Origin of the sequence: Pseudomonas sp. MPB03 (genome assembly GCF_046605385.1) — a bacterium.
Classification (GTDB): Bacteria; Pseudomonadota; Gammaproteobacteria; order Pseudomonadales; family Pseudomonadaceae; genus Aquipseudomonas; species Aquipseudomonas zanjanensis.
In genome coordinates this window covers 4968787-4990024 of the sequence record NZ_CP176770.1, presented here as the reverse complement: position 1 = coordinate 4990024, position 21238 = coordinate 4968787, and the positions used below count along the sequence as shown (strand labels likewise).

The following is a 21238-nucleotide window of genomic DNA, read 5'->3' as shown; positions in this document are numbered from 1 at the left end:
CGCCAGTCAGACCGCGTTATGGGTTTTCAGCCAGCCCAAGCCAGCTTCGGTGGTGGTCAGCGGCTTGTATTCACAGCCGATCCAACCCTGGTAGCCGATGCGGTCCAGGTGTTCGAACAGGAAGCGGTAGTTGATTTCGCCCGTGCCCGGCTCGTTACGGCCCGGGTTGTCCGCCAGTTGCACATGGTTGATCTCGCCCAGGTGCGCCGACAGGGTCCGGGCCAGGTCACCTTCCATGATCTGCATGTGGTAGATGTCGTATTGCAGGAACAGGTTGGCGCTGCCCACCTGCTCGCGGATCGACAGGGCCTGGGCAGTGTTGTTCAAGTAGAAGCCGGGAATGTCGCGAGTGTTGATGGCTTCCATCACCAGCTTGATGCCTTTGGCCTGCAGCTTCTCGGCGGCGTATTTCAGGTTGGCGACAAAGGTTTTTTCCACCAGGGTTTCACTGCAGTTCTGCGGGCGAATCCCCGACAGGCAATTGACCTGCGTGTTGCCCAATACTTGGGCGTAGGCGATTGCCAGGTCGACCCCGGCGCGGAACTCTTCGACCCGGTCCGGCAGGCAGGCAATCCCGCGCTCGCCCTTGGCCCAGTCGCCGGCTGGCAGGTTGAACAGCACCTGGGTCAGGCCGTTGGCGTCGAGCAAGGCCTTGAGTTCGGCGGAGCTGTAGTCGTAGGGGAACAGGTATTCGACACCACTGAAACCGGCCTTGGCGGCGGCTTCGAAACGGGCGAGGAAATCCTGCTCGGTAAACAGCATGGACAGGTTGGCGGCGAAACGCGGCATGGTGGTCTCCTGTAAATAATGTGAACGCACCCCTGTGGGAGCGAGCTTGCTCGCGATGAAGGCAGTACAGCCAACATCACCGGCACTGACTCACCGCTATCGCGAGCAAGCTCGCTCCCACAGGAGGGCGTCAGCAGTCAATCGAGCAACGAAATGGCGGTCGGTGCATCGTTGCCCACCAGCGCCAGGTCTTCAAACTCATTGACGGCGTTGATCTCGGTACCCATGGAGATGTTGGTCACCCGCTCCAGGATGATCTCGACGATCACCGGCACCTTGAACTCCTCGATCATTGCCTGGGCCTGGCGCAGCGCCGGTTGGATACCGGCCGGTTCGAACACCCGCAGCGCCTTGCACCCCAGGCCTTCGGCCACGGCAACGTGGTCCACGCCATAACCGTTGAGTTCCGGGGCGTTGAGGTTGTCGAACGACAGCTGCACGCAGTAATCCATGTCGAAGCCGCGCTGGGCCTGGCGAATCAAGCCCAAGTAGGAGTTGTTCACTACAACGTGGATGTACGGCAATTTGAACTGTGCACCCACCGCCAGCTCTTCGATCATGAACTGGAAATCATAGTCGCCCGACAGCGCCACGACCTTGCGGCTCGGATCGGCCTTGACCACCCCCAGCGCCGCCGGAATGGTCCAGCCCAAAGGCCCGGCCTGGCCGCAGTTGATCCAATGGCGTGGCTTGTAGACGTGGAGGAACTGCGCGCCGGCGATCTGCGACAGGCCGATGGTGCTGACATAGCAGGTGTCCTTGCCGAACACCTGGTTCATTTCTTCGTACACCCGTTGTGGCTTGACCGGCACGTTGTCGAAGTGGGTCTTGCGTTGCAGGCTGGCCTTGCGTTGCTGGCAATCCTGCAACCAGGCGCTGCGGTTCTTCAGCTTGCCGGCGGCTTGCCACTCGCGGGCCACTTCAATGAACACCGTCAGGGCGGAGGCGGCATCGGAGACGATACCCAGGTCGGGAGTGAACACCCGGCCGATCTGGGTTGGCTCGATGTCCACGTGAATGAACGTGCGGCCTTCGGTGTAGACGTCCACCGAACCGGTGTGACGGTTGGCCCAGCGGTTGCCGACGCCCAGCACCACGTCCGACTTGAGCAAGGTGGCGTTGCCGTAGCGGTGGGAGGTTTGCAGACCAACCATGCCGACCATCAACGGATGGTCATCCGGGATCGTGCCCCAGCCCATCAAGGTCGGAATGACCGGGATGCCAGCCAGCTCGGCGAACTCCACCAGCAGATCGCTGGCATCGGCATTGATGATGCCGCCGCCGGCCACCAGCAAGGGGCGTTCAGCCTGATTGAGCATTGCCAGGGCTTTCTCGATCTGCACGCGGTTGGCCGCGGGTTTGGCCAGGGGCAGCGGTTGGTAGGCGTCGATGTCGAACTCGATCTCTGCCATCTGCACGTCGAACGGCAGGTCGATCAGCACCGGGCCCGGCCGGCCGGAGCGCATCTCGAAGAACGCCTTCTGGAAGGCATACGGCACCTGGCCAGGCTCCAGCACGGTGGTCGCCCACTTGGTCACGGGCTTGACGATGCTGGTGATATCCACAGCCTGGAAGTCTTCCTTGTGCATACGGGCGCGGGGCGCTTGCCCGGTGATGCACAGAATCGGGATCGAGTCGGCCGATGCGCTGTAGAGCCCGGTCACCATGTCGGTGCCGGCCGGGCCCGAGGTGCCGATGCACACGCCGATGTTGCCGGCCTTGGTCCGGGTGTAGCCCTCGGCCATGTGCGAGGCGCCTTCAACGTGGCGAGCGAGGACATGATCGATGCCACCCACCTTCTGCAGGGCGGAGTACAGCGGGTTGATCGCAGCACCCGGGATGCCGAAGGCGGTGTCCACGCCTTCACGGCGCATCACCAGAACGGCGGCTTCGATTGCTCTCATTTTGCTCATGGTTTTGTGCCTCTTACGTTTTGTAATTGTATACAAGTGGCTTTGCGCAGAGTGTATTCATGGCGAACGACGCAGGTCAATCCATTTCCTCAAGCACCTGTTTCATTCGTCGGAACGCCAGGTTTTGCTGCGGCCTTTTGTCGTTAACGATTGTTTGTGAAAATTATTGTATACAAAAATTGTCGTTGTTGTGTTCTATTTGTTGGGTTCGGTTTTGCTGAAAGTGAAGCCCGCAAGGCGTTCCCATAACAAAAGAAGGACAGCACCCATGAGCGTTCTAACCTTGAAAATCGCCATCAACCTGGCCGGGCAAGTGCTTGCCGCAGGTCGTGAAATCAGCGCCGCACCCTTGACCGTCGCGGTCCTGGACAGCGGCGGACACCTGGTCGCCTTGCAGCGCGAAGACGGCGCCAGCCTGCTACGCCCGCAGATCGCCATCGGCAAGGCCTGGGGCGCCATCGCCCTGGGCAAAGGCTCGCGCCTGCTCGCCCAGGACGCCCAACAACGCCCGGCGTTCTTCGCCGCGTTGAATGGATTGGGCCAAGGCAACGTCGTACCGGCCCCGGGTGGGGTGTTGATCAGGGATCAGGAGGGGAGAGTGCTGGGAGCGATTGGGGTGAGTGGGGATGTTTCGGATGTGGATGAGCAGGTGGCGGTGAGGGCGGTGGAGGCGCTGCGGTTGAGGGCGGATGCTGGGGTTACTGTTTGATTTTGTGGTGAGTTGACTGGCGCATTCGCGAGCAAGCTCGCTCCCACAGGTTTGATATTGGACACATCATGTCTAAACACCGCAAACCCAGTGTGGGAGCGAGCTTGCTCGCGATGACGATCTACCAGACACATCCAGCCAAGAGTCTGTCCGGCATTCAAACATCTACAGGCCTAGCCTTTGATGACTTGAACATTGGAAAGGCGAAGGAATGCCTGATCTACCTGCTTCACATCGCTTGCGCACCGGTCGTTACGGTGAGTTGAATCGAACCTACTTATTGACCACTAACACGGCTGAGCGAAAGCCGATTTTCAAGGATTTCGCTCTCGGTCGATTGGTCGTTGAGCAATTTAGGTGTGCGCAGGATGAGAGATGGGCGAAGTCATTGGCTTGGGTGATCATGCCTGACCATTTCCATTGGTTGATTGAGTTGCAGCAAGGCTCGCTGAATGAGTTGATGCAGAAAACCAAGTCCTTGAGTGCTCGCGCGGTAAACATGTCCACAGGACACAGAGGCAGTCTTTGGCAACCGGGTTACCACGATCGAGCGCTGCGGCGGGAAGAGGATTTGGTAAAGCTGGCTCGCTATGTTGTGGCAAATCCACTGCGGGCAGGCCTGGTAGAGCGGCTTGGCGACTATCCGCTGTGGGATGCCATTTGGCTTTGACTTGAAATCGAGTTGTCTTCAATCGCGAGCAAGCTCGCTCCCACAGGGTTCTGCGGTGAATTTAGATTCTGCGAACAACCCAAATCCCTTGTGGGAGCGAGCTTGCTCGCGATGAAGGCCACTCGGTCTGTCAGCCGGGCTCACACCCCTTCAAAACCAACCGAATAATCGTCTGCGCCGCCGCTTCGTAATCCGCTTCATCCAGCTTGGCCTTGCCGGTCACGGCGCTGATTTGCCAGTCGAAATCGGCATAGGTCTGGGTGGCGGCCCAGATGCTGAACATCAGGTGGTTGGGGTCGATGGGGGCGATCTGGCCGCGGTCGATCCAGGTCTGGATGCAGTCGATGTTGTGCCGGGCCTGGGCGTTGAGTTGCTCCACCAGGTCGGGGCTCAGGTGCGGGGCGCCGTGCATGATTTCGCTGGCGAAGACTTTCGAGGCGAAGGGCAGGTCGCGGGAAATGCGGATCTTGGAGCGGATGTAGTGGCTCAGCACCTCACCGGGTACGCCGTCGGCATTGAACGGTGTCGAAGCCTGGAGAATCGGCTCGATGATGCTTTCCAACACCTCGCGGTAGAGGTTTTCCTTGGATTTGAAGTAGTAGTAGACGTTCGGCTTGGGCAGGCCAGCCTTGGCCGCGATGTCGCTGGTCTTGGTCGCGGCGAAGCCCTTGTCGGCAAATTCTTCGCTGGCGGCACGCAGGATCAATTCTTTGTTGCGCTCGCGGATTGTGCTCATAAACCCAGGGGTTCCTTGCCTGTTCTGGCGGTGGCGCATGGTAGCACCGGCCTCGCGCGGCGCTCAAGAATGCCCCTGGTGGCCTGTGTGGCTAATTCGTGCACTCAACTTCGGCGCCAGTGCTTGCCAAGCTGCGTTACCATTCCTCGCCGTAGCGGGCTACGACTCGTCATGGCGCCTTGCCTGGCAAGCACTGGCACTCGAATTTGAGTACTCGAATTAACCGTACAGGCCACAAGGCCCGCGGCTCGCGGTATGCTGCGCAGCATTATTGTTCAAGGAGTCCCTCCATGGCTGGAAGCAGTTTGCTGGTACTGATCGACGATATCGCTACCGTACTCGACGATGTTGCGCTGATGACCAAGATGGCCGCCAAGAAAACCGCCGGCGTGCTCGGCGATGACCTGGCGCTCAACGCCCAGCAAGTGTCAGGTGTGCGCGCCGAGCGCGAGCTGCCGGTGGTGTGGGCGGTGGCCAAGGGGTCGTTCATCAACAAATTGATCCTGGTGCCGTCGGCGCTGGCGATCAGTGCCTTCGTCCCTTGGCTGGTGACGCCGCTGTTGATGATCGGCGGCGCCTACCTGTGCTTCGAAGGGTTCGAGAAACTGGCCCACAAGTTCCTTCACAGCAAGGCCGAGGACCAGGCTGAACATGCGCAACTGGTCGAGGCGGTGGCGGATCCGGCGGTGGATCTGGTGGCCTTCGAAAAAGACAAGATCAAGGGCGCCGTGCGCACTGACTTTATCCTTTCGGCGGAAATCATTGCCATCACCCTCGGCACCGTCGCCGAAGCGCCGCTGACTCAGCAGGTGATCGTGCTGTCGGGCATTGCGATTGTCATGACCGTTGGTGTGTACGGCCTGGTGGCGGGCATCGTCAAGCTCGATGACCTGGGGCTCTGGTTGACGCAGAAGCCAGGACAGGTCGCCAAAAGCATCGGCGGGGCCATCCTGCGCGCAGCACCCTACATGATGAAAAGCCTGTCGGTGATCGGCACCGCAGCGATGTTCCTGGTGGGCGGTGGCATCCTTACCCACGGCGTGCCGGCGGTGCATCACTGGATCGAAGGCGTGACGGCCAGCGCCGGTGGCGCCGGGTTTATCGTGCCGATGCTGCTCAATGCGGTGGCGGGGATCGTGGCGGGGGCGGTGGTGCTGGCGGGTGTGCTGGCAGTGGGCAAGGTTTGGAAAGCGCTGAAAGGCTGAACCTGGCAACACAAAACAACTGTGGGAGCGAGCTTGCTCGCGATAGCGGTGTATCAGCCAATGCAAATGTAGCTGAACCGACGCCATCGCGAGCAAGCTCGCTCCCACCGAGGATTTTGGGTGGCCGAAAGTTACTCGGCAATCTGCAATTTGCGCGACTCGGTGTACACGTAGCGCACCTTTTCATATTCGAACGGCGTGTTCAGTTGGCCGTAGCGGAAACTGGTCTGGTAGCGCTTGTCCACACCGCGCAGGAGCAAGAGCTCCGGGTGGTTGGAGCTGACTTCCGAGACGTTCAGGAAGTTGATTGCCGATTCGGCGGTGTAGTCCACCAGCAAGCCCGAGGTGTCGCGCAGGTTCGAGGGGCCGAAGATTGGCAACACGAAATACGCGCCGCCCGGCACGCCGTAGAAGCCCAGGGTCTGGCCGAAGTCTTCGCTCTGGCGCGGCAGGCCCATGGCGGTGGCCGGGTCCCACAGGCCGGCGATGCCAACGGTGGTGTTGAGCAGCAGGCGCGCCGTGGTTTCCATCGAACGCTTGCCCTTGAATTGCAGCAGGCTGTTCATCAGGTTCGGCACGTCTCCCAGGTTATTGAAGAAGTTACTGACCCCGGTGCGCACGAAGCCGGGGGTGATGTAGCGATAGCCGTCGACCACGGGCAGGAAGACCCATTGGTCGAAGCGGTAGTTGAAGTGATAGACCCGGCGGTTCCAGGATTCCAGCGGGTCATAGACGTTCAATGCGTTAAGGGTCGAACGCTCGAACTCGCGTTGGTCCAGCCCCGGGTTGAACTTGAGCTTGGTCAGCGGTTCCTTGAAACCGTCCGAATCCACCACCACAGGTGCATCGGCCTTGCTGTTGTCGGCCTGGACCATGCCCGCACTGATTAAAGCAGCGATAAGCAGCAGATATTTAGCCACGGAAAAACTCCAGCATGGCGTCGCTGTTGACGCGGTAATTAAGGTTGCCGCAGTGGCCGCCCAGTGGATAAACCGTCAGGCGATCGCCAAAGGTCTTGCGCAGGAAGCCCAGGTCGCCCGGGCCGAGAATCACGTCGTCGGCGTTGTGCATGACCGAAATCTTCGTGCTGGCCTGCAAATAATCCTTCAGTGCGTACAGGCTCACCTGGTCGACCAGTTGCAGCAGGCTGCCGCCGTCGGTGCGCGCGCGCCACATCGGGATCACCTGCTCGGTGAGGTAGCAGTCGAAATCGCATTGCAGCGCGCGCTTGAGAAATGGCGTGAGGCTGGTGCTTTCGGTGATCGGGAATTTCGGCGGGATGATCAGGCCGCGGCGGTTGATCAGGTCCGAGGTGAAGGCGATGTCGGCCGCCGAGAAGCGGAACGAGGTGCCGATCAACATCGCCATTTGCTCGTTGCTCAGGTGTTGCTTGGACTGCTGGAAGTCATACAGCAACGCATCGTTGAGGTCGATGTAGCCTTTTTGCTGGAAGTAGCGGGTCAGCTTGTTCAACACCAGTTCATAAAAAGTCGTGGTGCTGTTGATGCCCTTGACCTCGGTCTGGACCAGTTTGTCCAGGTTGGTGATCGAGGTGTAGAGGTTCACCGGCGGGTTCAGCAGCAGCACCTTCTTGAAATTGAAGCTGCGCCGGGTTTCGTCCAGGTGGGCGACGAAGGCCGCGTCCAGGGCACCGAGGCTGTAGCCGGTGAGGTAGTACTCGGTGACGGGTACTTTCGGGTTCTGGGCGCGTACCGCCTGCATCACCCGGTACATGTCTTCGGCGTCTTCCTTGGTGATGCCCGGCGTGGCGAAGCGCGAAGCGGCACTCATGAAGTCGAAGCTGGTGGGCGAGGACAACTGCACCACGTGGTAGCCGGCCTTGTAGTAGAGGCGCTTGAGGTACTCGTTGAGGGTGCTGTCGTAGCGTGCACCGGTGCCGGCGATCAGAAAAATCAGCGGCGCGGGCTTGTCCTGGGTGGCCATGCGGTAGGTGAGGCTTTTTACCGGCCAGAAGTTGTCCGGCAGGATGAACTCGCGTTCCGGGCGCAGGGTCAGGCTGTGGTCCGCCTGATTGATGTCTTCGATCAGTGGCAGCTCCGGACGCAGGTCCGGCGGCGTGGTGGCGATGGTCGCCTCGAACGGGTTGGTCAAGGGGTAGCCATAGCTGGCGGCGTCAATATCTGCCGCCAGCGCGGACGCACTCAGGATAAGGCCGCCGAGGAGGGCAGCGAAGCGCAAGGAACGGAGCATGACTAGATCCCTTAGAGGAAGGTGCCGAATGAGGTTCGCAGCCTATGACCACCGAAGCGGAGCCAAGTGCCATGACGGGCACAAAACAGGCACGGACGGGGCGCGATAGTAGCGGGACGATACACGGTCATGCGCAGTAGCGGCTAGTTATCTGGTATTTACCGTATTTCGCCTGCGAACCTCACTGTGAGGGGGCGCCAATTGCGCGAAATCATTAGCTGGCGTTCTGATGTCGTTTCTCGTTGCTTCGACGTCGCAGGCAGAGCAGGTTCCAGAACGGCACAGGTTGATGATCGATCCTGTCAGTACTCCACTGGCATTCAGACCGGTTTGAGGGCGAGCGTGATGGGGGCGCTGAGCATCATAACTATACGTTGACGCCGCCCGGCATCCGTCGGGCGCAGCACTTTCGGGGAAGTAACGATGAAGATGCGACGACTCTTGGGCGCAGGTGCCGCACTGGTACTGGCCATCAGTTCCACCTTGGCCAGCGCCGAAACCAAAACCCTGAGCATCGGTTACGTTGACGGCTGGTCCGACAGCGTCGCGACCACCCACGTGGCCGCCGAAGTGATCAAGCAGAAACTCGGTTATGACGTGAAGCTGCAAGCGGTCGCGACCGGGATCATGTGGCAAGGCGTGGCCACCGGCAAACTCGACGCGATGCTCTCGGCCTGGCTGCCGGTGACGCACGGCGACTATTGGACCAAGAACAAGGACAACGTGGTCGATTACGGCCCCAACTTCAAGGACGCCAAGATCGGCCTGATCGTGCCGGAGTACGTCAAGGCCAAGTCGCTCGAGGATCTCAAGACCGACGACTCGTTCAAGAAGCGCATCGTCGGCATCGACGCCGGTTCAGGCGTGATGCTCAAGACCGAACAGGCGATCAAGGATTACGACCTGACCGGTTATCAACTCAAGGCCAGTTCCGGCGCCGGCATGATCGCCGAGCTGACCCGTGCCGAGAAGAAAAACGAATCCATCGCCGTCACCGGTTGGGTGCCGCACTGGATGTTCGCCAAGTGGAAACTGCGTTTCCTGGAAGACCCGAAAGGCGTCTACGGCGCGGCTGAGACTGTAAACAGCATCGGCAGCAAGGAACTGGGGACCAAGGCGCCAGAAGTGGTGGAGTTCCTGAAGAAGTTCCAGTGGGCTTCGAAGGACGAGATCGGCGAAGTCATGCTGGCGATCCAGGAAGGCGCCAAGCCTGACGCTGCTGCCAAGGATTGGGTCGCCAAGCACCCGGACCGCGTGAAGGAGTGGACCGGCAAGTAATCGGCCTGGTTTGACTGTTCCGAAAACCGCATGACGTTGTGTCATGCGGTTTTTTTGTGCGTGCAATTCCTGGCTCCAACGCAGATCCCCCTTGTGGGAGATTCTATGGTTGAGGGGAAGCCCTCAAGCCGCTTTTGGTTGGTATTCGCTTTGCCCTTTCAGCAGAGCGAATACGATCCGAGCAAGCTTGCGTGCCAGTATCACTAGCGCCTGGGTGGTAGCGAAGCCTTGAGCTCTTAGTTTTTCATAAAAGCCTTTCCAGGCAGGCGTACGGCTAGCCGACATGGCTGCGTTGTGCAAAAGCCGACGAACTTCCGGATCGCCTCGTTTGCTCAAGCTTCGGCGGTCGTCTTTTTGTCCTGATTGGGACACTCGCAAATCCATCCCCAAGAAGGCAATGAAGGCGTCTGCGTTTTTGAAGTCGCCCCGCTGAAACGCCGTAAGTAAGCGGGCTCCGGTCAGAAATCCGATGCCCTCGACCTTCAGGCAATGGTTCAGTTGACCTAGCAAACCAGCATTTTTCAGATGATCCTTGATCGTCTTCTCGATCAATGTCTCAAGCCTCTGCATGGCGGCGATTTGCTCGGCGAAAGCGGTCTTGAGCAGCGGCTCATTGGCCCAGCTTTGTACCAGGGCGACTCGAGCCTGAACCAACGCAGCGCGACGGCGGAAAAGGCTTAGAAGCTGGCGATACAACGGAGATGGCGGCGCCCATGGATGAAGCTCATGCCCTTCGTTCTTCAGGTAACGAGCCAGCAGCTTGGCGTCCAGCGCGTCGGTTTTGGCGCGTACTTTTACGCCTTTGCGGTAATGGTGAAGTTCATAACCGCCCACCATATAGATCGTGCAACCGGCCTCATAGGCCAGATCAGCAAAATCCAAGTGATAGATATTGGTCGACTCAATGGCGACATCGACGGGCCCCGGCAGTACTTTCAACCACCTTTTGATGGCCGCCTTGTCGTTGGGAATCGCTTCCAACACATCAAGCTCTGCGTGATAGATCACCAGCTCGTTCTTGGCGACATCCACGCCCACGATCGGCTTTGTGACAGAAACCGGCATTGCCATTGAAAATCCTCCGGGCTAAGGTTTGAACACTTGAAGGGGTCACCCAGAGGCGCAGGCTTGTCTCTATCGTCGATCCAGGCCGAAGCATTCTTTATCGGCGCTTGGGTGAAAGGAGGAGGGGCGAAATCTCCCACGGTCTGTACTGCGCGAACAGTCAGAATCGAGCCTTGTCCCTCCTCCTCCCTTCAAGTCCTACCATACAAGCGAGCCTGCTCGCGAAAGCGGTGTGCCAGCCAATTACAGGGTTAACTGACAGATCGCCTTCGCGAGCAGGCTCGCTCCCACAAAGGGAACTGAGAAAATGTGCGGAAAACCGGCAGAGCCGTCATGTCGTTCTAATACTAAGGTCGTCTGGAACCTGGCCTTGAGCCGCATAGAGTAGGGCTGTTCCAATTAAATCTGTGCTGCGAGGATAAAAACAATGAACGACAGCATTTACCTCTCGATTCAAAACAGCCCGCGCTTCAAGGAGCTGGTGAGAAAAAGGGAAAAGTTCGCCTGGATTCTCTCGGCGATCATGCTTGGGCTGTATTCCGGCTTCATTCTTCTGATCGCCTACGGGCCACACATTCTCGGGGCAAAGATCACGCCTGAGTCCACCATCACCTGGGGCATTCCCATCGGGGTCGGCCTGATTCTCTCGGCCTTCGTCCTGACCGGTATCTACGTGCGACGCGCCAACGGCGAGTTCGACGACCTGAACAATGCGATTCTCAAGGAGGCTCAGCAATGATCCGGCGTCTACTGGCTCTATTGAGCGTCGCAGCGTTCGCACCGGGCGCCTGGGCGGCTGATGCCGTGGCGGGGGCCGTGCAGAAACAACCCCTCAACGTCGCCGCTATCCTGATGTTCGTGGCCTTCGTCGGCGCGACGCTGTACATCACCTACTGGGCGTCCAAGAAAAACAATTCGGCGGCCGACTACTATGCGGCCGGCGGCAAGATCACCGGCTTCCAGAACGGCCTGGCAATCGCGGGCGACTACATGTCGGCGGCGTCCTTCCTGGGCATTTCCGCGCTGGTGTTCACCTCCGGCTACGATGGCCTGATCTACTCCATCGGCTTCCTGGTGGGCTGGCCGATCATTCTGTTCCTGATCGCCGAACGCCTGCGCAACCTGGGTAAATACACCTTTGCCGACGTGGCGTCCTATCGCCTCGGGCAAACCCAGATCCGCAGTCTGTCCGCCTGCGGCTCGCTGGTGGTGGTGGCGTTCTATCTGATCGCGCAAATGGTCGGTGCCGGCAAGCTGATCCAGCTGCTGTTCGGCCTGGACTACCACGTTGCGGTGATCCTGGTGGGTATCCTGATGTGCCTCTACGTGTTGTTCGGCGGCATGCTGGCCACCACCTGGGTGCAGATCATCAAGGCAGTGCTGTTGCTGTCGGGTGCTTCGTTCATGGCCTTGATGGTCATGAAGCACGTCAACTTCGACTTCAACATGCTGTTTGCCGAAGCGGTCAAGGTTCACCCTAAAGGTGAGGCAATCATGAGCCCTGGCGGCCTGGTGAAGGATCCGATCTCGGCCTTCTCCCTCGGCCTGGCGCTGATGTTCGGCACCGCTGGCCTGCCGCACATCCTGATGCGCTTCTTCACCGTGAGCGACGCCAAGGAAGCGCGCAAGAGCGTGCTGTATGCCACTGGCTTCATCGGCTACTTCTACATCCTGACCTTCATCATCGGCTTCGGCGCGATCCTGCTGGTCAGCACCAACCCGGCCTTCAAGGACGCGGCAGGTGCCTTGCTGGGCGGTAACAACATGGCGGCGGTGCACCTGTCCAACGCAGTTGGCGGCAGCATCTTCCTGGGCTTCATCTCGGCGGTGGCGTTCGCGACCATCCTGGCGGTAGTAGCAGGCTTGACCCTGGCCGGTGCCTCGGCGGTGTCCCACGACCTGTATGCCAGCGTGATCAAGAAAGGCAAGGCCAACGAGAAGGATGAGATTCGGGTTTCGAAAATCACCACCATCTGTCTGGCGGTGCTGGCGATCGGCCTGGGCATCCTGTTCGAGAAGCAGAACATCGCATTCATGGTGGGCCTGGCGTTCTCCATCGCGGCGAGCTGCAACTTCCCGGTACTGCTGCTTTCGATGTACTGGAAGAAGCTGACCACCCGTGGCGCGATGATCGGTGGCTGGCTGGGCCTGGTCAGTGCCGTGGGCCTGATGGTGCTCGGTCCGACCATCTGGGTGCAGATCATGGGGCACGAGAAGGCGATCTTCCCGTACGAATACCCAGCGCTGTTCTCGATGGTCATCGCCTTTATCGGCATCTGGTTCTTCTCCATCACCGACAAGTCGGTTGAAGGTGCAAACGAGCGGGCGCTGTTCTTCCCGCAGTTCGTGCGTTCGCAGACGGGTCTGGGGGCGAGTGGGGCGGTGAATCACTGAGGCAACTGCAAGCTTCAAGTTGAAGCGTTGTGTTTGAAGAAATACCCCGGTCGAGAGGCCGGGGTATTTTTTTGCAGGCGATATTTGTGGTCGTTTGTGAGGATGTCTTCGCGAGCAGGCTCGCTCCCACAGGGGAGGGGGCATGGATTCCAGATGTGGGAGCGAGCCTGCTCGCGAAGGCGCCGGTCCAGACACTGAGTCTTTGGAGATATAAACAAAACAGCCCCTGCTCTTTATAAGAAGCAGGGGCTGTTTCAGTGCCGCTTGGGACCTAGCGCAAGGCAGGCCTTACTTGCGGTCTTCCAGCTGGGTAATGTCACGCGACTCGTAGCCGGTGTACAACTGGCGCGGGCGGCCGATCTTGTACGGGCTGGAGAGCATTTCCTTCCAGTGGGAGATCCAGCCGACGGTCCGCGCCAGGGCGAAGATCACGGTGAACATGCTGGTTGGAATGCCGATCGCCTTGAGGATGATCCCCGAGTAGAAGTCGACGTTCGGGTACAGCGAGCGCTCGATGAAGTACGGGTCGGTCAGGGCGATCTCTTCCAGGCGCATGGCCAGTTCGAGTTGCGGATCGTTCTTGATCCCCAGTTCCTTGAGCACTTCGTCGCAGGTCTGCTTCATCACCGTGGCGCGTGGGTCGCGGTTCTTGTAGACCCGGTGACCGAAGCCCATCAGCTTGAACGGATCGTTCTTGTCCTTGGCCTTGGCGATGAACTTGTCGATGTTCGAGACATCGCCGATTTCATCGAGCATGGTCAGTACCGCTTCGTTGGCACCGCCGTGGGCAGGGCCCCAGAGCGCGGCGATACCGGCGGCGATACAGGCGAACGGGTTGGCGCCCGACGAGCCGGCCAGGCGCACGGTGGACGTGGAGGCGTTCTGCTCGTGGTCGGCATGGAGGATGAAGATCCGGTCCATGGCCTTGGCGAGCACCGGGCTGATCGGTTTGATCTCGCACGGGGTGTTGAACATCATATGCAGGAAGTTCTCTGCATAGGTCAGGTCGTTGCGCGGGTACATCATGGGCTGGCCCATGGAGTACTTGTAGACCATGGCTGCCAGGGTCGGCATCTTCGCCACCAGGCGAATCGCGGAAATCTCGCGATGCTGGGGGTTATTGATGTCCAGGGAGTCGTGGTAGAAGGCCGAAAGGGCGCCGACAACGCCGCACATGACGGCCATCGGGTGGGCATCGCGACGGAAACCGTTGAAGAAGGTCTTCAACTGCTCGTGAACCATGGTGTGGTTCTTCACCGTGCTGACGAACTGGGCCTTTTGCTCTGCGGTTGGCAGCTCGCCGTTGAGCAGCAGGTAGCAGGTTTCCAGGTAGTCCGATTTCTCAGCCAGTTGCTCGATCGGGTAGCCGCGGTGCAGCAGGATGCCGTTGTCGCCGTCGATGTAGGTGATTTTCGACTCGCACGAGGCGGTCGACATGAAACCTGGGTCAAAGGTGAAACGGCCCGTGGCCGTCAGGCCCCGTACGTCGATTACATCGGGACCAACGGTGCCGGTTAAAATGGGCAGCTCGACGGGGGCTGCGCCCTCGATGATCAACTGCGCTTTTTTGTCAGCCATGTGGCCTCCTATTAATGCTTGGAATCATCAGACAGACCCCCCACGCAGGGCCCGCACCACTATAGTGAGATAAATCCGAATGTCAATTTGCCTAAAGTCTTGCTCCAGAAGGCTTTAACCGGACTTTTTCCGCGAAATTGCCTGCCGTTTACGCCTTTTGCGCCATATGTGCAATGCGCTATTAGGGGAAGGTGAACGCGTTGTCATTAGTAGCCTAACTGTCTATACTCGGCCACCGACCGCCAGGGGCTTTTGGGCCTGCTTTCTTGGGGGTCGTCACTCCCTGGGTGGTGAGTACCTGACCAGTGCGCGCCCCAACAACTTTGCCCTGATTGTTAGGGGCTCTTCAGTGTGAAAAAAAAGCCGTGAAAAGCCAACGACCTGTAAACCTAGACCTAAGGACCATCAAACTCCCAGTCACTGCTTACACGTCCATTCTTCACCGTATTTCCGGTGTCATCCTCTTCGTCAGCCTGGCCATCATGCTTTATGCATTGGACAAGTCGCTCGATTCGGAAGAAGGCTTCGGTCAGGTGAAAGCGTGTCTGACCAGTCCGCTAGCCAAGCTAGTGATTTGGGGCATCCTGTCCGCCTTGCTGTATCACTTGGTTGCCGGTGTGCGCCACTTGATCATGGACATGGGCATCGGTGAGACGCTGGAAGGCGGCAAGCTGGGCTCGAAAATCATTATCGCCGTGTCTGCGGTGCTGATCGTTCTGGCAGGAGTCTGGATATGGTAACCAACGTCACGAACCTTTCGCGTTCGGGCCTCTACGACTGGATGGCCCAGCGTGTGTCTGCGGTCGTTCTCGCGGCTTACTTCATTTTCCTGATCGGATATGTCGTGGCAAACCCTGGCATTGGCTATGCCCAATGGCATGAACTGTTCGCAAACAACTGGATGCGTATCTTCAGTCTGCTGGCACTTGTCGCACTGGGCGCCCACGCCTGGGTCGGCATGTGGACCATCGCGACCGACTACCTGACGCAAATGGCGTTCGGCAAGTCGGCGACTGCCGTACGTTTCCTCTTCCAGGCAGTATGCGGCGTTGCGATGTTCGCTTACTTCGTCTGGGGTGTGCAGATTCTCTGGGGTATCTGATTCATGGCTAACATTCCAACGATTTCTTTCGACGCCATCATCATTGGTGGTGGCGGTGCCGGCATGCGCGCGGCGCTGCAACTGGCACAGGGCGGTCACAAGACTGCCGTGATCACCAAGGTTTTCCCGACGCGCTCGCACACCGTTTCCGCCCAGGGTGGCATCACCTGCGCCATCGCTTCGGCCGACCCGAACGATGACTGGCGCTGGCACATGTACGATACCGTCAAGGGTTCCGACTACATCGGTGACCAGGACGCTATCGAATACATGTGTCAGGAAGGCCCGGCCGCGGTGTTCGAGCTGGACCACATGGGCATGCCGTTCTCCCGTACCGAGCAAGGTCGTATCTACCAGCGTCCGTTCGGCGGGCAGTCCAAGGACTACGGCAAGGGCGGCCAGGCTGCGCGTACTTGCGCGGCGTCCGACCGTACCGGTCACGCACTGCTGCACACCCTGTACCAGGGCAACCTGAAGGCCGGTACTACGTTCCTGAACGAGTACTACGCGGTCGACCTGGTGAAGAACCAGGACGGCGCCTTCGTCGGTGTGATCGCGATCTGCATCGAAACCGGCGAAACCACCTACATCCGCGCCAAGGCCACCGTACTGGCGACCGGCGGTGCAGGCCGTATCTACGCATCCACCACCAATGCCCTGATCAACACCGGTGACGGCGTCGGCATGGCCCTGCGTGCTGGCGTGCCGGTACAAGACATCGAAATGTGGCAGTTCCACCCGACCGGCATCGCCGGCGCCGGTGTACTGGTGACCGAAGGTTGCCGTGGTGAAGGTGGTTACCTGATCAACAAGCACGGCGAGCGTTTCATGGAACGTTATGCGCCGAACGCCAAGGACCTTGCCGGTCGTGACGTCGTGGCTCGTTCGATGGTTAAAGAGATCATCGCCGGCAACGGCTGTGGCCCGAACGGCGACCACGTGATGCTCAAGCTCGATCACCTGGGCGAGGAAGTGCTGCACAGCCGCCTGCCAGGGATCTGCGAACTGTCCAAGACCTTCGCTCACGTCGATCCGGTCGTCGCGCCGGTTCCAGTGGTTCCAACCTGCCACTATATGATGGGCGGCGTTGCCACCAACATCCACGGCCAGGCGATCACCCAGAACGGCGAAGGCGTGGACGAAATCATCCCTGGCCTGTTCGCAGTGGGTGAAGTGGCTTGCGTATCGGTCCACGGTGCCAACCGCCTGGGCGGCAACTCGCTGCTCGACCTGGTGGTCTTCGGTCGTGCTGCCGGCCTGCACCTGGAGAAGGCGCTGTCCGACGGTATCGAGTATGACGATGCCACCGACGCCAACATCGAAGCCGCCCTGGCGCGTCTGTCCGCTCTGAACGAGCGTACCGAAGGCGAAGACGTGGCAACCCTGCGTCGCGAGTTGCAAAACTGCATGCAGAACTACTTCGGCGTGTTCCGTACCGGCGAATACATGCAGAAGGGTATCGCCCAGCTGGCGCAATTGCGTGAACGAATCGCCAACGTGAAGATCAACGATAAGTCGCAGGCGTTCAACACTGCCCGTATCGAAGCGCTGGAATTGCAGAACCTGCTGGAAGTGGCCGAAGCCACCGCCATCGCCGCAGAAGTGCGTAAAGAGTCCCGTGGCGCCCACGCCCGCGAAGACTTCGAAGACCGTGACGACGAAAACTGGCTGTGCCACACCTTGTACTTCCCGGGTGAAAAACGCGTCGCCAAGCGTGCCGTGAACTTCTCGCCGAAGACTGTTCCGACTTTCGAACCAAAAGTCCGGACTTATTAAGGGTGACCGCTATGTTGCAAGTCAGTGTTTATCGCTACAACCCTGATCAGGACGCTGCGCCGTTCATGCAGGACTTCCAGGTCGACACCGGTGGTAAAGACCTGATGGTGCTGGACGTGCTGGCCCTGATCAAAGAGCAGGACGAGGGTTTCTCCTATCGTCGCTCTTGCCGCGAGGGCGTTTGCGGCTCCGACGGCATGAACATCAACGGCAAGAACGGCCTGGCCTGCATCACGCCGTTGTCGGCCGTGGTCAAGGGCAACAAGCTGGTGGTGCGTCCGTTGCCAGGTTTGCCGGTTATCCGTGACCTGGTCGTCGATATGAGCATCTTCTACAAGCAATACGAGAAGGTGAAGCCATTCCTGCAGAACGACACGCCGGCTCCGGCCATCGAACGTCTGCAGTCTCCGGAAGAGCGTGAGAAGCTCGACGGTCTGTACGAGTGCATCCTGTGCGCTTGCTGCTCGACCTCATGCCCATCGTTCTGGTGGAACCCGGACAAGTTCCTGGGCCCGGCCGCCCTGCTGCAAGCGTACCGCTTCCTGGCAGACAGCCGTGACACCAAGACGTCCGAGCGTCTGGCTGCACTGGATGACCCGTTCAGCGTATTCCGCTGCCGCGGGATCATGAACTGCGTCAACGTCTGTCCGAAAGGCCTGAACCCGACTAAGGCCATCGGTCACGTACGTAACATGCTGCTGCAAAACGGCGTGTGATTCAGCTGCTGTACCCGTAGAACCGCTGTACCCGTAAAGGCCAGGGCGCGGGCTTCAACCCGCGTCATGGCTATAACCAGAACAGCCGCTTACAAAGCGGCGGTTCTTATTTTGAAGAAATGAGACAAGCAGGGGCATCCGGGCTGGTACCCGGACTATCAGCGTGATCCTAAGTGGCTTGTTTTAGTCGCTGCACTCGGACTTCTGCAAGTTTGCTCGGTGTTTTCGCCGGTGGTGTTCCCCTAATCGAGGGTGACCAAGCATGCAAGAAAGCGTGATGCAGCGCATGTGGAACAGTGCCCACCTCTCCGGTGGTAACGCTGCCTATGTGGAAGAGCTCTACGAGCTCTACCTGCACGACCCTAACGCTGTGCCAGAAGAATGGCGCACCTACTTTCAGAAGTTGCCCGCTGACGGTAACTCTGCCACCGATGTTTCGCACTCGACGATTCGCGATCATTTCGTGCTGCTGGCAAAGAACCAGCGCCGCGCTCAACCGGTGTCTGCCGGCAGCGTGAGCTCCGAGCACGAGAAGAAGCAAGTTGAAGTGCTGCGACTGATCCAGGCCTACCGGATGCGTGGCCACCAGGCAGCCCAGCTTGACCCGCTGGGGCTGTGGCAGCGTCCTGCACCTGCAGACCTGTCGATCACTCACTACGGCTTGACCAATGCCGACCTTGATACGACCTTCCGTGCCGGCGACCTGTTCATCGGCAAAGAGGAAGCGAGCCTACGCGAAATTCACGAAGCGTTGCAGCAGACATATTGCCGCACCATCGGCGCTGAATTTACGCACATCACCGATTCCGAGCAGCGCCAGTGGTTCCAGCAGCGTCTGGAAAGCGTTCGTGGCCGTCCGACGTACTCCGCCGACATCAAGAGCCACTTGCTCGAGCGCGTCACCGCCGGTGAAGGCCTGGAAAAATACCTGGGTACCAAATACCCGGGCACCAAGCGTTTCGGCCTGGAAGGCGGCGAAAGCCTGATTCCGATGCTCGACGAGCTGATCCAGCGTTCCGGTTCCTACGGCACCAAGGAAGTCGTCATCGGCATGGCCCACCGTGGCCGCCTGAACGTTCTGGTCAACACCTTCGGCAAGAACCCGCGCGAGCTGTTCGACGAGTTCGAAGGCAAGAAGAAGGTCGAGCTGGGCTCCGGTGACGTGAAATACCACCAGGGCTTCTCGTCCAACGTGATGACCACCGGTGGCGAAGTCCACCTGGCCATGGCTTTCAACCCGTCCCACCTGGAAATCGTTTCCCCGGTGGTCGAGGGATCGGTCCGTGCCCGCCAGGATCGTCGCAACGATCCGACCGGCGAGAAGGTGCTGCCGATCTCCATCCACGGTGACGCGGCATTCGCCGGTCAAGGCGTTGTCATGGAAACCTTCCAGATGTCGCAGACCCGCGGTTTCAAGACCGGCGGCACCGTGCACATCGTGATCAACAACCAGGTCGGTTTCACCATCAGCAACCCGCTGGACTCGCGTTCCACCGAGTACGCAACCGACGTCGCGAAAATGATCCAGGCGCCGATTCTCCATGTGAATGGCGATGACCCGGAAGCCGTGCTGTTCGTGACCCAGTTGGCCATCGACTATCGCATGCAGTACAAGCGTGACGTGGTGATCGACCTGGTCTGCTACCGTCGTCGCGGCCACAACGAGGCCGACGAGCCAAGCGGCACCCAGCCGCTGATGTACCAGCAGATCGCCAAGCAGCGCACCACCCGTGAGCTGTATGCCGAGCGCCTGACCCAGAGCGGCGTGCTGGATGCCGGCCGCGTCCAGGAAAAAGTCGATGAATATCGCAACGCCCTGGACAACGGCCTGCACGTTGTAAAAAGCCTGGTCAAGGAGCCGAACAAAGAGCTGTTCGTGGACTGGCGTCCGTATCTGGGCCACGCCTGGACCGCTCGTCACGACACGCGTTTCGACCTCAAGACCCTGCAGGAATTGTCCGCCAAGCTGCTGGACATCCCGGAAGGCTTCGTGGTCCAGCGCCAGGTTGCGAAAATCTACGAAGACCGGCAGAAGATGCAAGCCGGTGGCCTGCCGATCAACTGGGGTTACGCCGAAACCATGGCGTACGCGACCCTGGCGTTCGAAGGTCACCCGATTCGCATCACCGGCCAGGACGTAGGCCGCGGCACTTTCTCGCACCGCCACGCGGCGCTGCACAACCAGAAAGACGCCAGCACCTATATCCCGTTGCAACACCTGTACAAGGGCCAGCCACGTTTCGACCTGTACGATTCGCTGCTGTCCGAGGAAGCCGTCCTGGCGTTCGAATATGGCTATTCCACCACCGAGCCAAATGCCCTGGTGATCTGGGAAGCGCAGTTCGGCGACTTCGCCAACGGTGCCCAGGTGGTTGTCGACCAGTTCATCACCAGCGGCGAGCACAAGTGGGGCCGTCTCTGCGGTCTGACCATGCTGTTGCCACACGGTTATGAAGGGCAGGGGCCGGAGCACTCGTCGGCACGTCTGGAACGCTACCTGCAGCTGTGCGCCGAGCACAACGTCCAGGTTTGCGTACCGACGACTCCAGCGCAGATCTACCACCTGCTGCGTCGCCAGGTCATCCGTCCGCTGCGCAAGCCGCTGATCGTGCTGACACCGAAGTCCCTGCTGCGTCACAAGCTGGCGATTTCCACGCTCGAGGACCTGGCCGAAGGCTCGTTCCAGACGGTCATTTCGGAAATCGACACCCTGGACGCGGCGAAAGTGACTCGCCTGGTCCTGTGCAGCGGCAAGGTCTACTACGACCTGCTGGAAAAACGTCGTGCCGAAGGCCGCGAAGACATCGCCATCGTGCGTATCGAGCAGCTTTACCCGTTCCCGGAAGAAGACCTGATGGAGGCCATCGCGCCTTACACCAACCTCACCCATGTGGTGTGGTGCCAGGAAGAACCGATGAACCAAGGCGCGTGGTACAGCAGCCAGCATCACCTGCGTCGCAGCATCGGCAACCATAACAAGGCCCTGGGCCTGGAATATGCCGGCCGTGATGCTTCCGCTGCACCTGCGTGTGGTTATGCGTCGATGCACGCCGAGCAGCAGGAAAAACTGCTGCAAGATGCCTTCACTGTTTAACG

General features: G+C 59.5%; 18 protein-coding genes. 11 read left to right on the top strand and 7 right to left on the bottom strand.

What is annotated here, in order from left to right; translation table 11 throughout:
* Positions 1-6: 6 nt before the first annotated feature.
* Positions 7-789: a hydroxypyruvate isomerase gene (gene hyi / locus ACLH0I_RS21520; protein WP_411385332.1), complete on the bottom strand. Its 783-nt coding sequence runs from the start codon at positions 787-789 to the stop codon at positions 7-9.
* A gap of 137 nt (positions 790-926) precedes the next feature.
* Positions 927-2702 (bottom strand): glyoxylate carboligase, encoded by a 1776-nt coding sequence (gcl, locus tag ACLH0I_RS21515; RefSeq protein ID WP_411385331.1) that lies wholly within the window; start codon positions 2700-2702, stop codon positions 927-929.
* 268 nt (positions 2703-2970) lie between these two features.
* Here gcl and ACLH0I_RS21510 point away from each other — a divergent pair, with 268 nt between their 5' ends.
* On the top strand, positions 2971-3411 hold the full coding sequence (locus ACLH0I_RS21510; RefSeq protein ID WP_411385330.1) for a GlcG/HbpS family heme-binding protein: 441 nt from the start codon (positions 2971-2973) through the stop codon (positions 3409-3411).
* Positions 3412-3622: 211 nt separating this feature from the next.
* A complete protein-coding gene (locus tag ACLH0I_RS21505) occupies positions 3623-4081 on the top strand; it encodes an REP-associated tyrosine transposase (protein ID WP_411385329.1) in 459 nt (152 codons plus the stop codon).
* A 130-nt stretch (positions 4082-4211) separates the two neighbouring features.
* Here the strand turns inward: ACLH0I_RS21505 and ACLH0I_RS21500 are convergent, their stop codons facing one another.
* The gene (locus ACLH0I_RS21500; RefSeq protein ID WP_411385328.1) at positions 4212-4817 is read right to left on the bottom strand and encodes a TetR/AcrR family transcriptional regulator; all 606 of its coding nucleotides are present in this window, start codon (positions 4815-4817) and stop codon (positions 4212-4214) included.
* A 290-nt stretch (positions 4818-5107) separates the two neighbouring features.
* Between ACLH0I_RS21500 and ACLH0I_RS21495 the strand changes: the two genes are divergently transcribed.
* Positions 5108-6022 (top strand): DUF808 domain-containing protein, encoded by a 915-nt coding sequence (locus ACLH0I_RS21495; RefSeq protein WP_411385327.1) that lies wholly within the window; start codon positions 5108-5110, stop codon positions 6020-6022.
* A 131-nt stretch (positions 6023-6153) separates the two neighbouring features.
* On the opposite strand, the gene ACLH0I_RS21490 is transcribed toward ACLH0I_RS21495, so the two are convergent.
* A complete protein-coding gene (locus ACLH0I_RS21490) occupies positions 6154-6942 on the bottom strand; it encodes an MlaA family lipoprotein (RefSeq protein WP_186708152.1) in 789 nt (262 codons plus the stop codon).
* Positions 6935-8233 (bottom strand): serine/threonine protein kinase, encoded by a 1299-nt coding sequence (locus ACLH0I_RS21485; protein ID WP_411385326.1) that lies wholly within the window; start codon positions 8231-8233, stop codon positions 6935-6937. The genes ACLH0I_RS21490 and ACLH0I_RS21485 overlap by 8 nt, the downstream gene beginning before the upstream one ends.
* Positions 8234-8656: 423 nt before the next feature.
* Here ACLH0I_RS21485 and ACLH0I_RS21480 point away from each other — a divergent pair, with 423 nt between their 5' ends.
* Positions 8657-9511: a glycine betaine ABC transporter substrate-binding protein gene (locus ACLH0I_RS21480; RefSeq protein WP_207964736.1), complete on the top strand. Its 855-nt coding sequence runs from the start codon at positions 8657-8659 to the stop codon at positions 9509-9511.
* Between the two features lie 123 nt (positions 9512-9634).
* On the opposite strand, the gene ACLH0I_RS21475 is transcribed toward ACLH0I_RS21480, so the two are convergent.
* Positions 9635-10582 carry an IS110 family transposase gene (locus ACLH0I_RS21475; RefSeq protein ID WP_250966064.1) on the bottom strand — a complete coding sequence of 316 codons (948 nt, stop codon included), beginning with the start codon at positions 10580-10582 and terminating at the stop codon, positions 9635-9637.
* A gap of 421 nt (positions 10583-11003) precedes the next feature.
* On the opposite strand from ACLH0I_RS21475, the gene ACLH0I_RS21470 reads away from it, so the two are divergent.
* A complete protein-coding gene (locus ACLH0I_RS21470) occupies positions 11004-11315 on the top strand; it encodes a DUF485 domain-containing protein (protein WP_072406462.1) in 312 nt (103 codons plus the stop codon).
* A complete protein-coding gene (locus tag ACLH0I_RS21465; protein ID WP_411385325.1) occupies positions 11312-12970 on the top strand; it encodes a cation acetate symporter in 1659 nt (552 codons plus the stop codon). The genes ACLH0I_RS21470 and ACLH0I_RS21465 overlap by 4 nt, the downstream gene beginning before the upstream one ends.
* Before the next feature lie 288 nt (positions 12971-13258).
* Here ACLH0I_RS21465 and gltA read toward each other — a convergent pair whose 3' ends face one another.
* Complete coding sequence (gene gltA, locus ACLH0I_RS21460) at positions 13259-14548, bottom strand: citrate synthase (protein ID WP_003204440.1); 1290 nt, start codon at positions 14546-14548, stop codon at positions 13259-13261.
* A gap of 365 nt (positions 14549-14913) precedes the next feature.
* On the opposite strand from gltA, the gene sdhC reads away from it, so the two are divergent.
* The 5 genes from sdhC to ACLH0I_RS21435 all read left to right on the top strand — a co-directional run bounded on the left by sdhC (position 14914) and on the right by ACLH0I_RS21435 (position 21236).
* The gene (sdhC, locus tag ACLH0I_RS21455; protein ID WP_003179220.1) at positions 14914-15288 is read left to right on the top strand and encodes a succinate dehydrogenase, cytochrome b556 subunit; all 375 of its coding nucleotides are present in this window, start codon (positions 14914-14916) and stop codon (positions 15286-15288) included.
* Complete coding sequence (gene sdhD / locus ACLH0I_RS21450; RefSeq protein WP_030138327.1) at positions 15282-15650, top strand: succinate dehydrogenase, hydrophobic membrane anchor protein; 369 nt, start codon at positions 15282-15284, stop codon at positions 15648-15650. Before sdhC ends, sdhD begins: the two co-directional genes overlap by 7 nt.
* Positions 15651-15653: 3 nt before the next feature.
* Complete coding sequence (gene sdhA / locus ACLH0I_RS21445) at positions 15654-17426, top strand: succinate dehydrogenase flavoprotein subunit (protein WP_053123969.1); 1773 nt, start codon at positions 15654-15656, stop codon at positions 17424-17426.
* Between the two features lie 11 nt (positions 17427-17437).
* A complete protein-coding gene (locus tag ACLH0I_RS21440; RefSeq protein WP_207964740.1) occupies positions 17438-18142 on the top strand; it encodes a succinate dehydrogenase iron-sulfur subunit in 705 nt (234 codons plus the stop codon).
* Between the two features lie 262 nt (positions 18143-18404).
* The gene (locus tag ACLH0I_RS21435; protein ID WP_411385324.1) at positions 18405-21236 is read left to right on the top strand and encodes a 2-oxoglutarate dehydrogenase E1 component; all 2832 of its coding nucleotides are present in this window, start codon (positions 18405-18407) and stop codon (positions 21234-21236) included.
* The last annotated feature ends 2 nt before the right edge of the window (positions 21237-21238 follow it).

Excerpts from the sequence above, each read along its gene's own strand:
- hyi (WP_411385332.1), bottom strand. The coding sequence starts at position 789 with ATGCCGCGTTTCGCCGCCAACCTGTCCATGCTGTTTACCGAGCAGGAT.
- ACLH0I_RS21500 (WP_411385328.1), bottom strand. The coding sequence starts at position 4,817 with ATGAGCACAATCCGCGAGCGCAACAAAGAATTGATCCTGCGTGCCGCC.
- ACLH0I_RS21495 (WP_411385327.1), top strand. The coding sequence starts at position 5,108 with ATGGCTGGAAGCAGTTTGCTGGTACTGATCGACGATATCGCTACCGTA.
- ACLH0I_RS21475 (WP_250966064.1), bottom strand. The coding sequence starts at position 10,582 with ATGGCAATGCCGGTTTCTGTCACAAAGCCGATCGTGGGCGTGGATGTC.
- gltA (WP_003204440.1), bottom strand. The coding sequence starts at position 14,548 with ATGGCTGACAAAAAAGCGCAGTTGATCATCGAGGGCGCAGCCCCCGTC.
- ACLH0I_RS21440 (WP_207964740.1), top strand. The coding sequence starts at position 17,438 with ATGTTGCAAGTCAGTGTTTATCGCTACAACCCTGATCAGGACGCTGCG.
- ACLH0I_RS21435 (WP_411385324.1), top strand. The coding sequence starts at position 18,405 with ATGCAAGAAAGCGTGATGCAGCGCATGTGGAACAGTGCCCACCTCTCC.
- ACLH0I_RS21470 (WP_072406462.1), top strand. The coding sequence starts at position 11,004 with ATGAACGACAGCATTTACCTCTCGATTCAAAACAGCCCGCGCTTCAAG.
- ACLH0I_RS21480 (WP_207964736.1), top strand. The coding sequence starts at position 8,657 with ATGAAGATGCGACGACTCTTGGGCGCAGGTGCCGCACTGGTACTGGCC.
- sdhA (WP_053123969.1), top strand. The coding sequence starts at position 15,654 with ATGGCTAACATTCCAACGATTTCTTTCGACGCCATCATCATTGGTGGT.
- ACLH0I_RS21465 (WP_411385325.1), top strand. The coding sequence starts at position 11,312 with ATGATCCGGCGTCTACTGGCTCTATTGAGCGTCGCAGCGTTCGCACCG.
- ACLH0I_RS21505 (WP_411385329.1), top strand. The coding sequence starts at position 3,623 with ATGCCTGATCTACCTGCTTCACATCGCTTGCGCACCGGTCGTTACGGT.
- ACLH0I_RS21510 (WP_411385330.1), top strand. The coding sequence starts at position 2,971 with ATGAGCGTTCTAACCTTGAAAATCGCCATCAACCTGGCCGGGCAAGTG.
- ACLH0I_RS21485 (WP_411385326.1), bottom strand. The coding sequence starts at position 8,233 with ATGCTCCGTTCCTTGCGCTTCGCTGCCCTCCTCGGCGGCCTTATCCTG.
- gcl (WP_411385331.1), bottom strand. The coding sequence starts at position 2,702 with ATGAGCAAAATGAGAGCAATCGAAGCCGCCGTTCTGGTGATGCGCCGT.
- sdhD (WP_030138327.1), top strand. The coding sequence starts at position 15,282 with ATGGTAACCAACGTCACGAACCTTTCGCGTTCGGGCCTCTACGACTGG.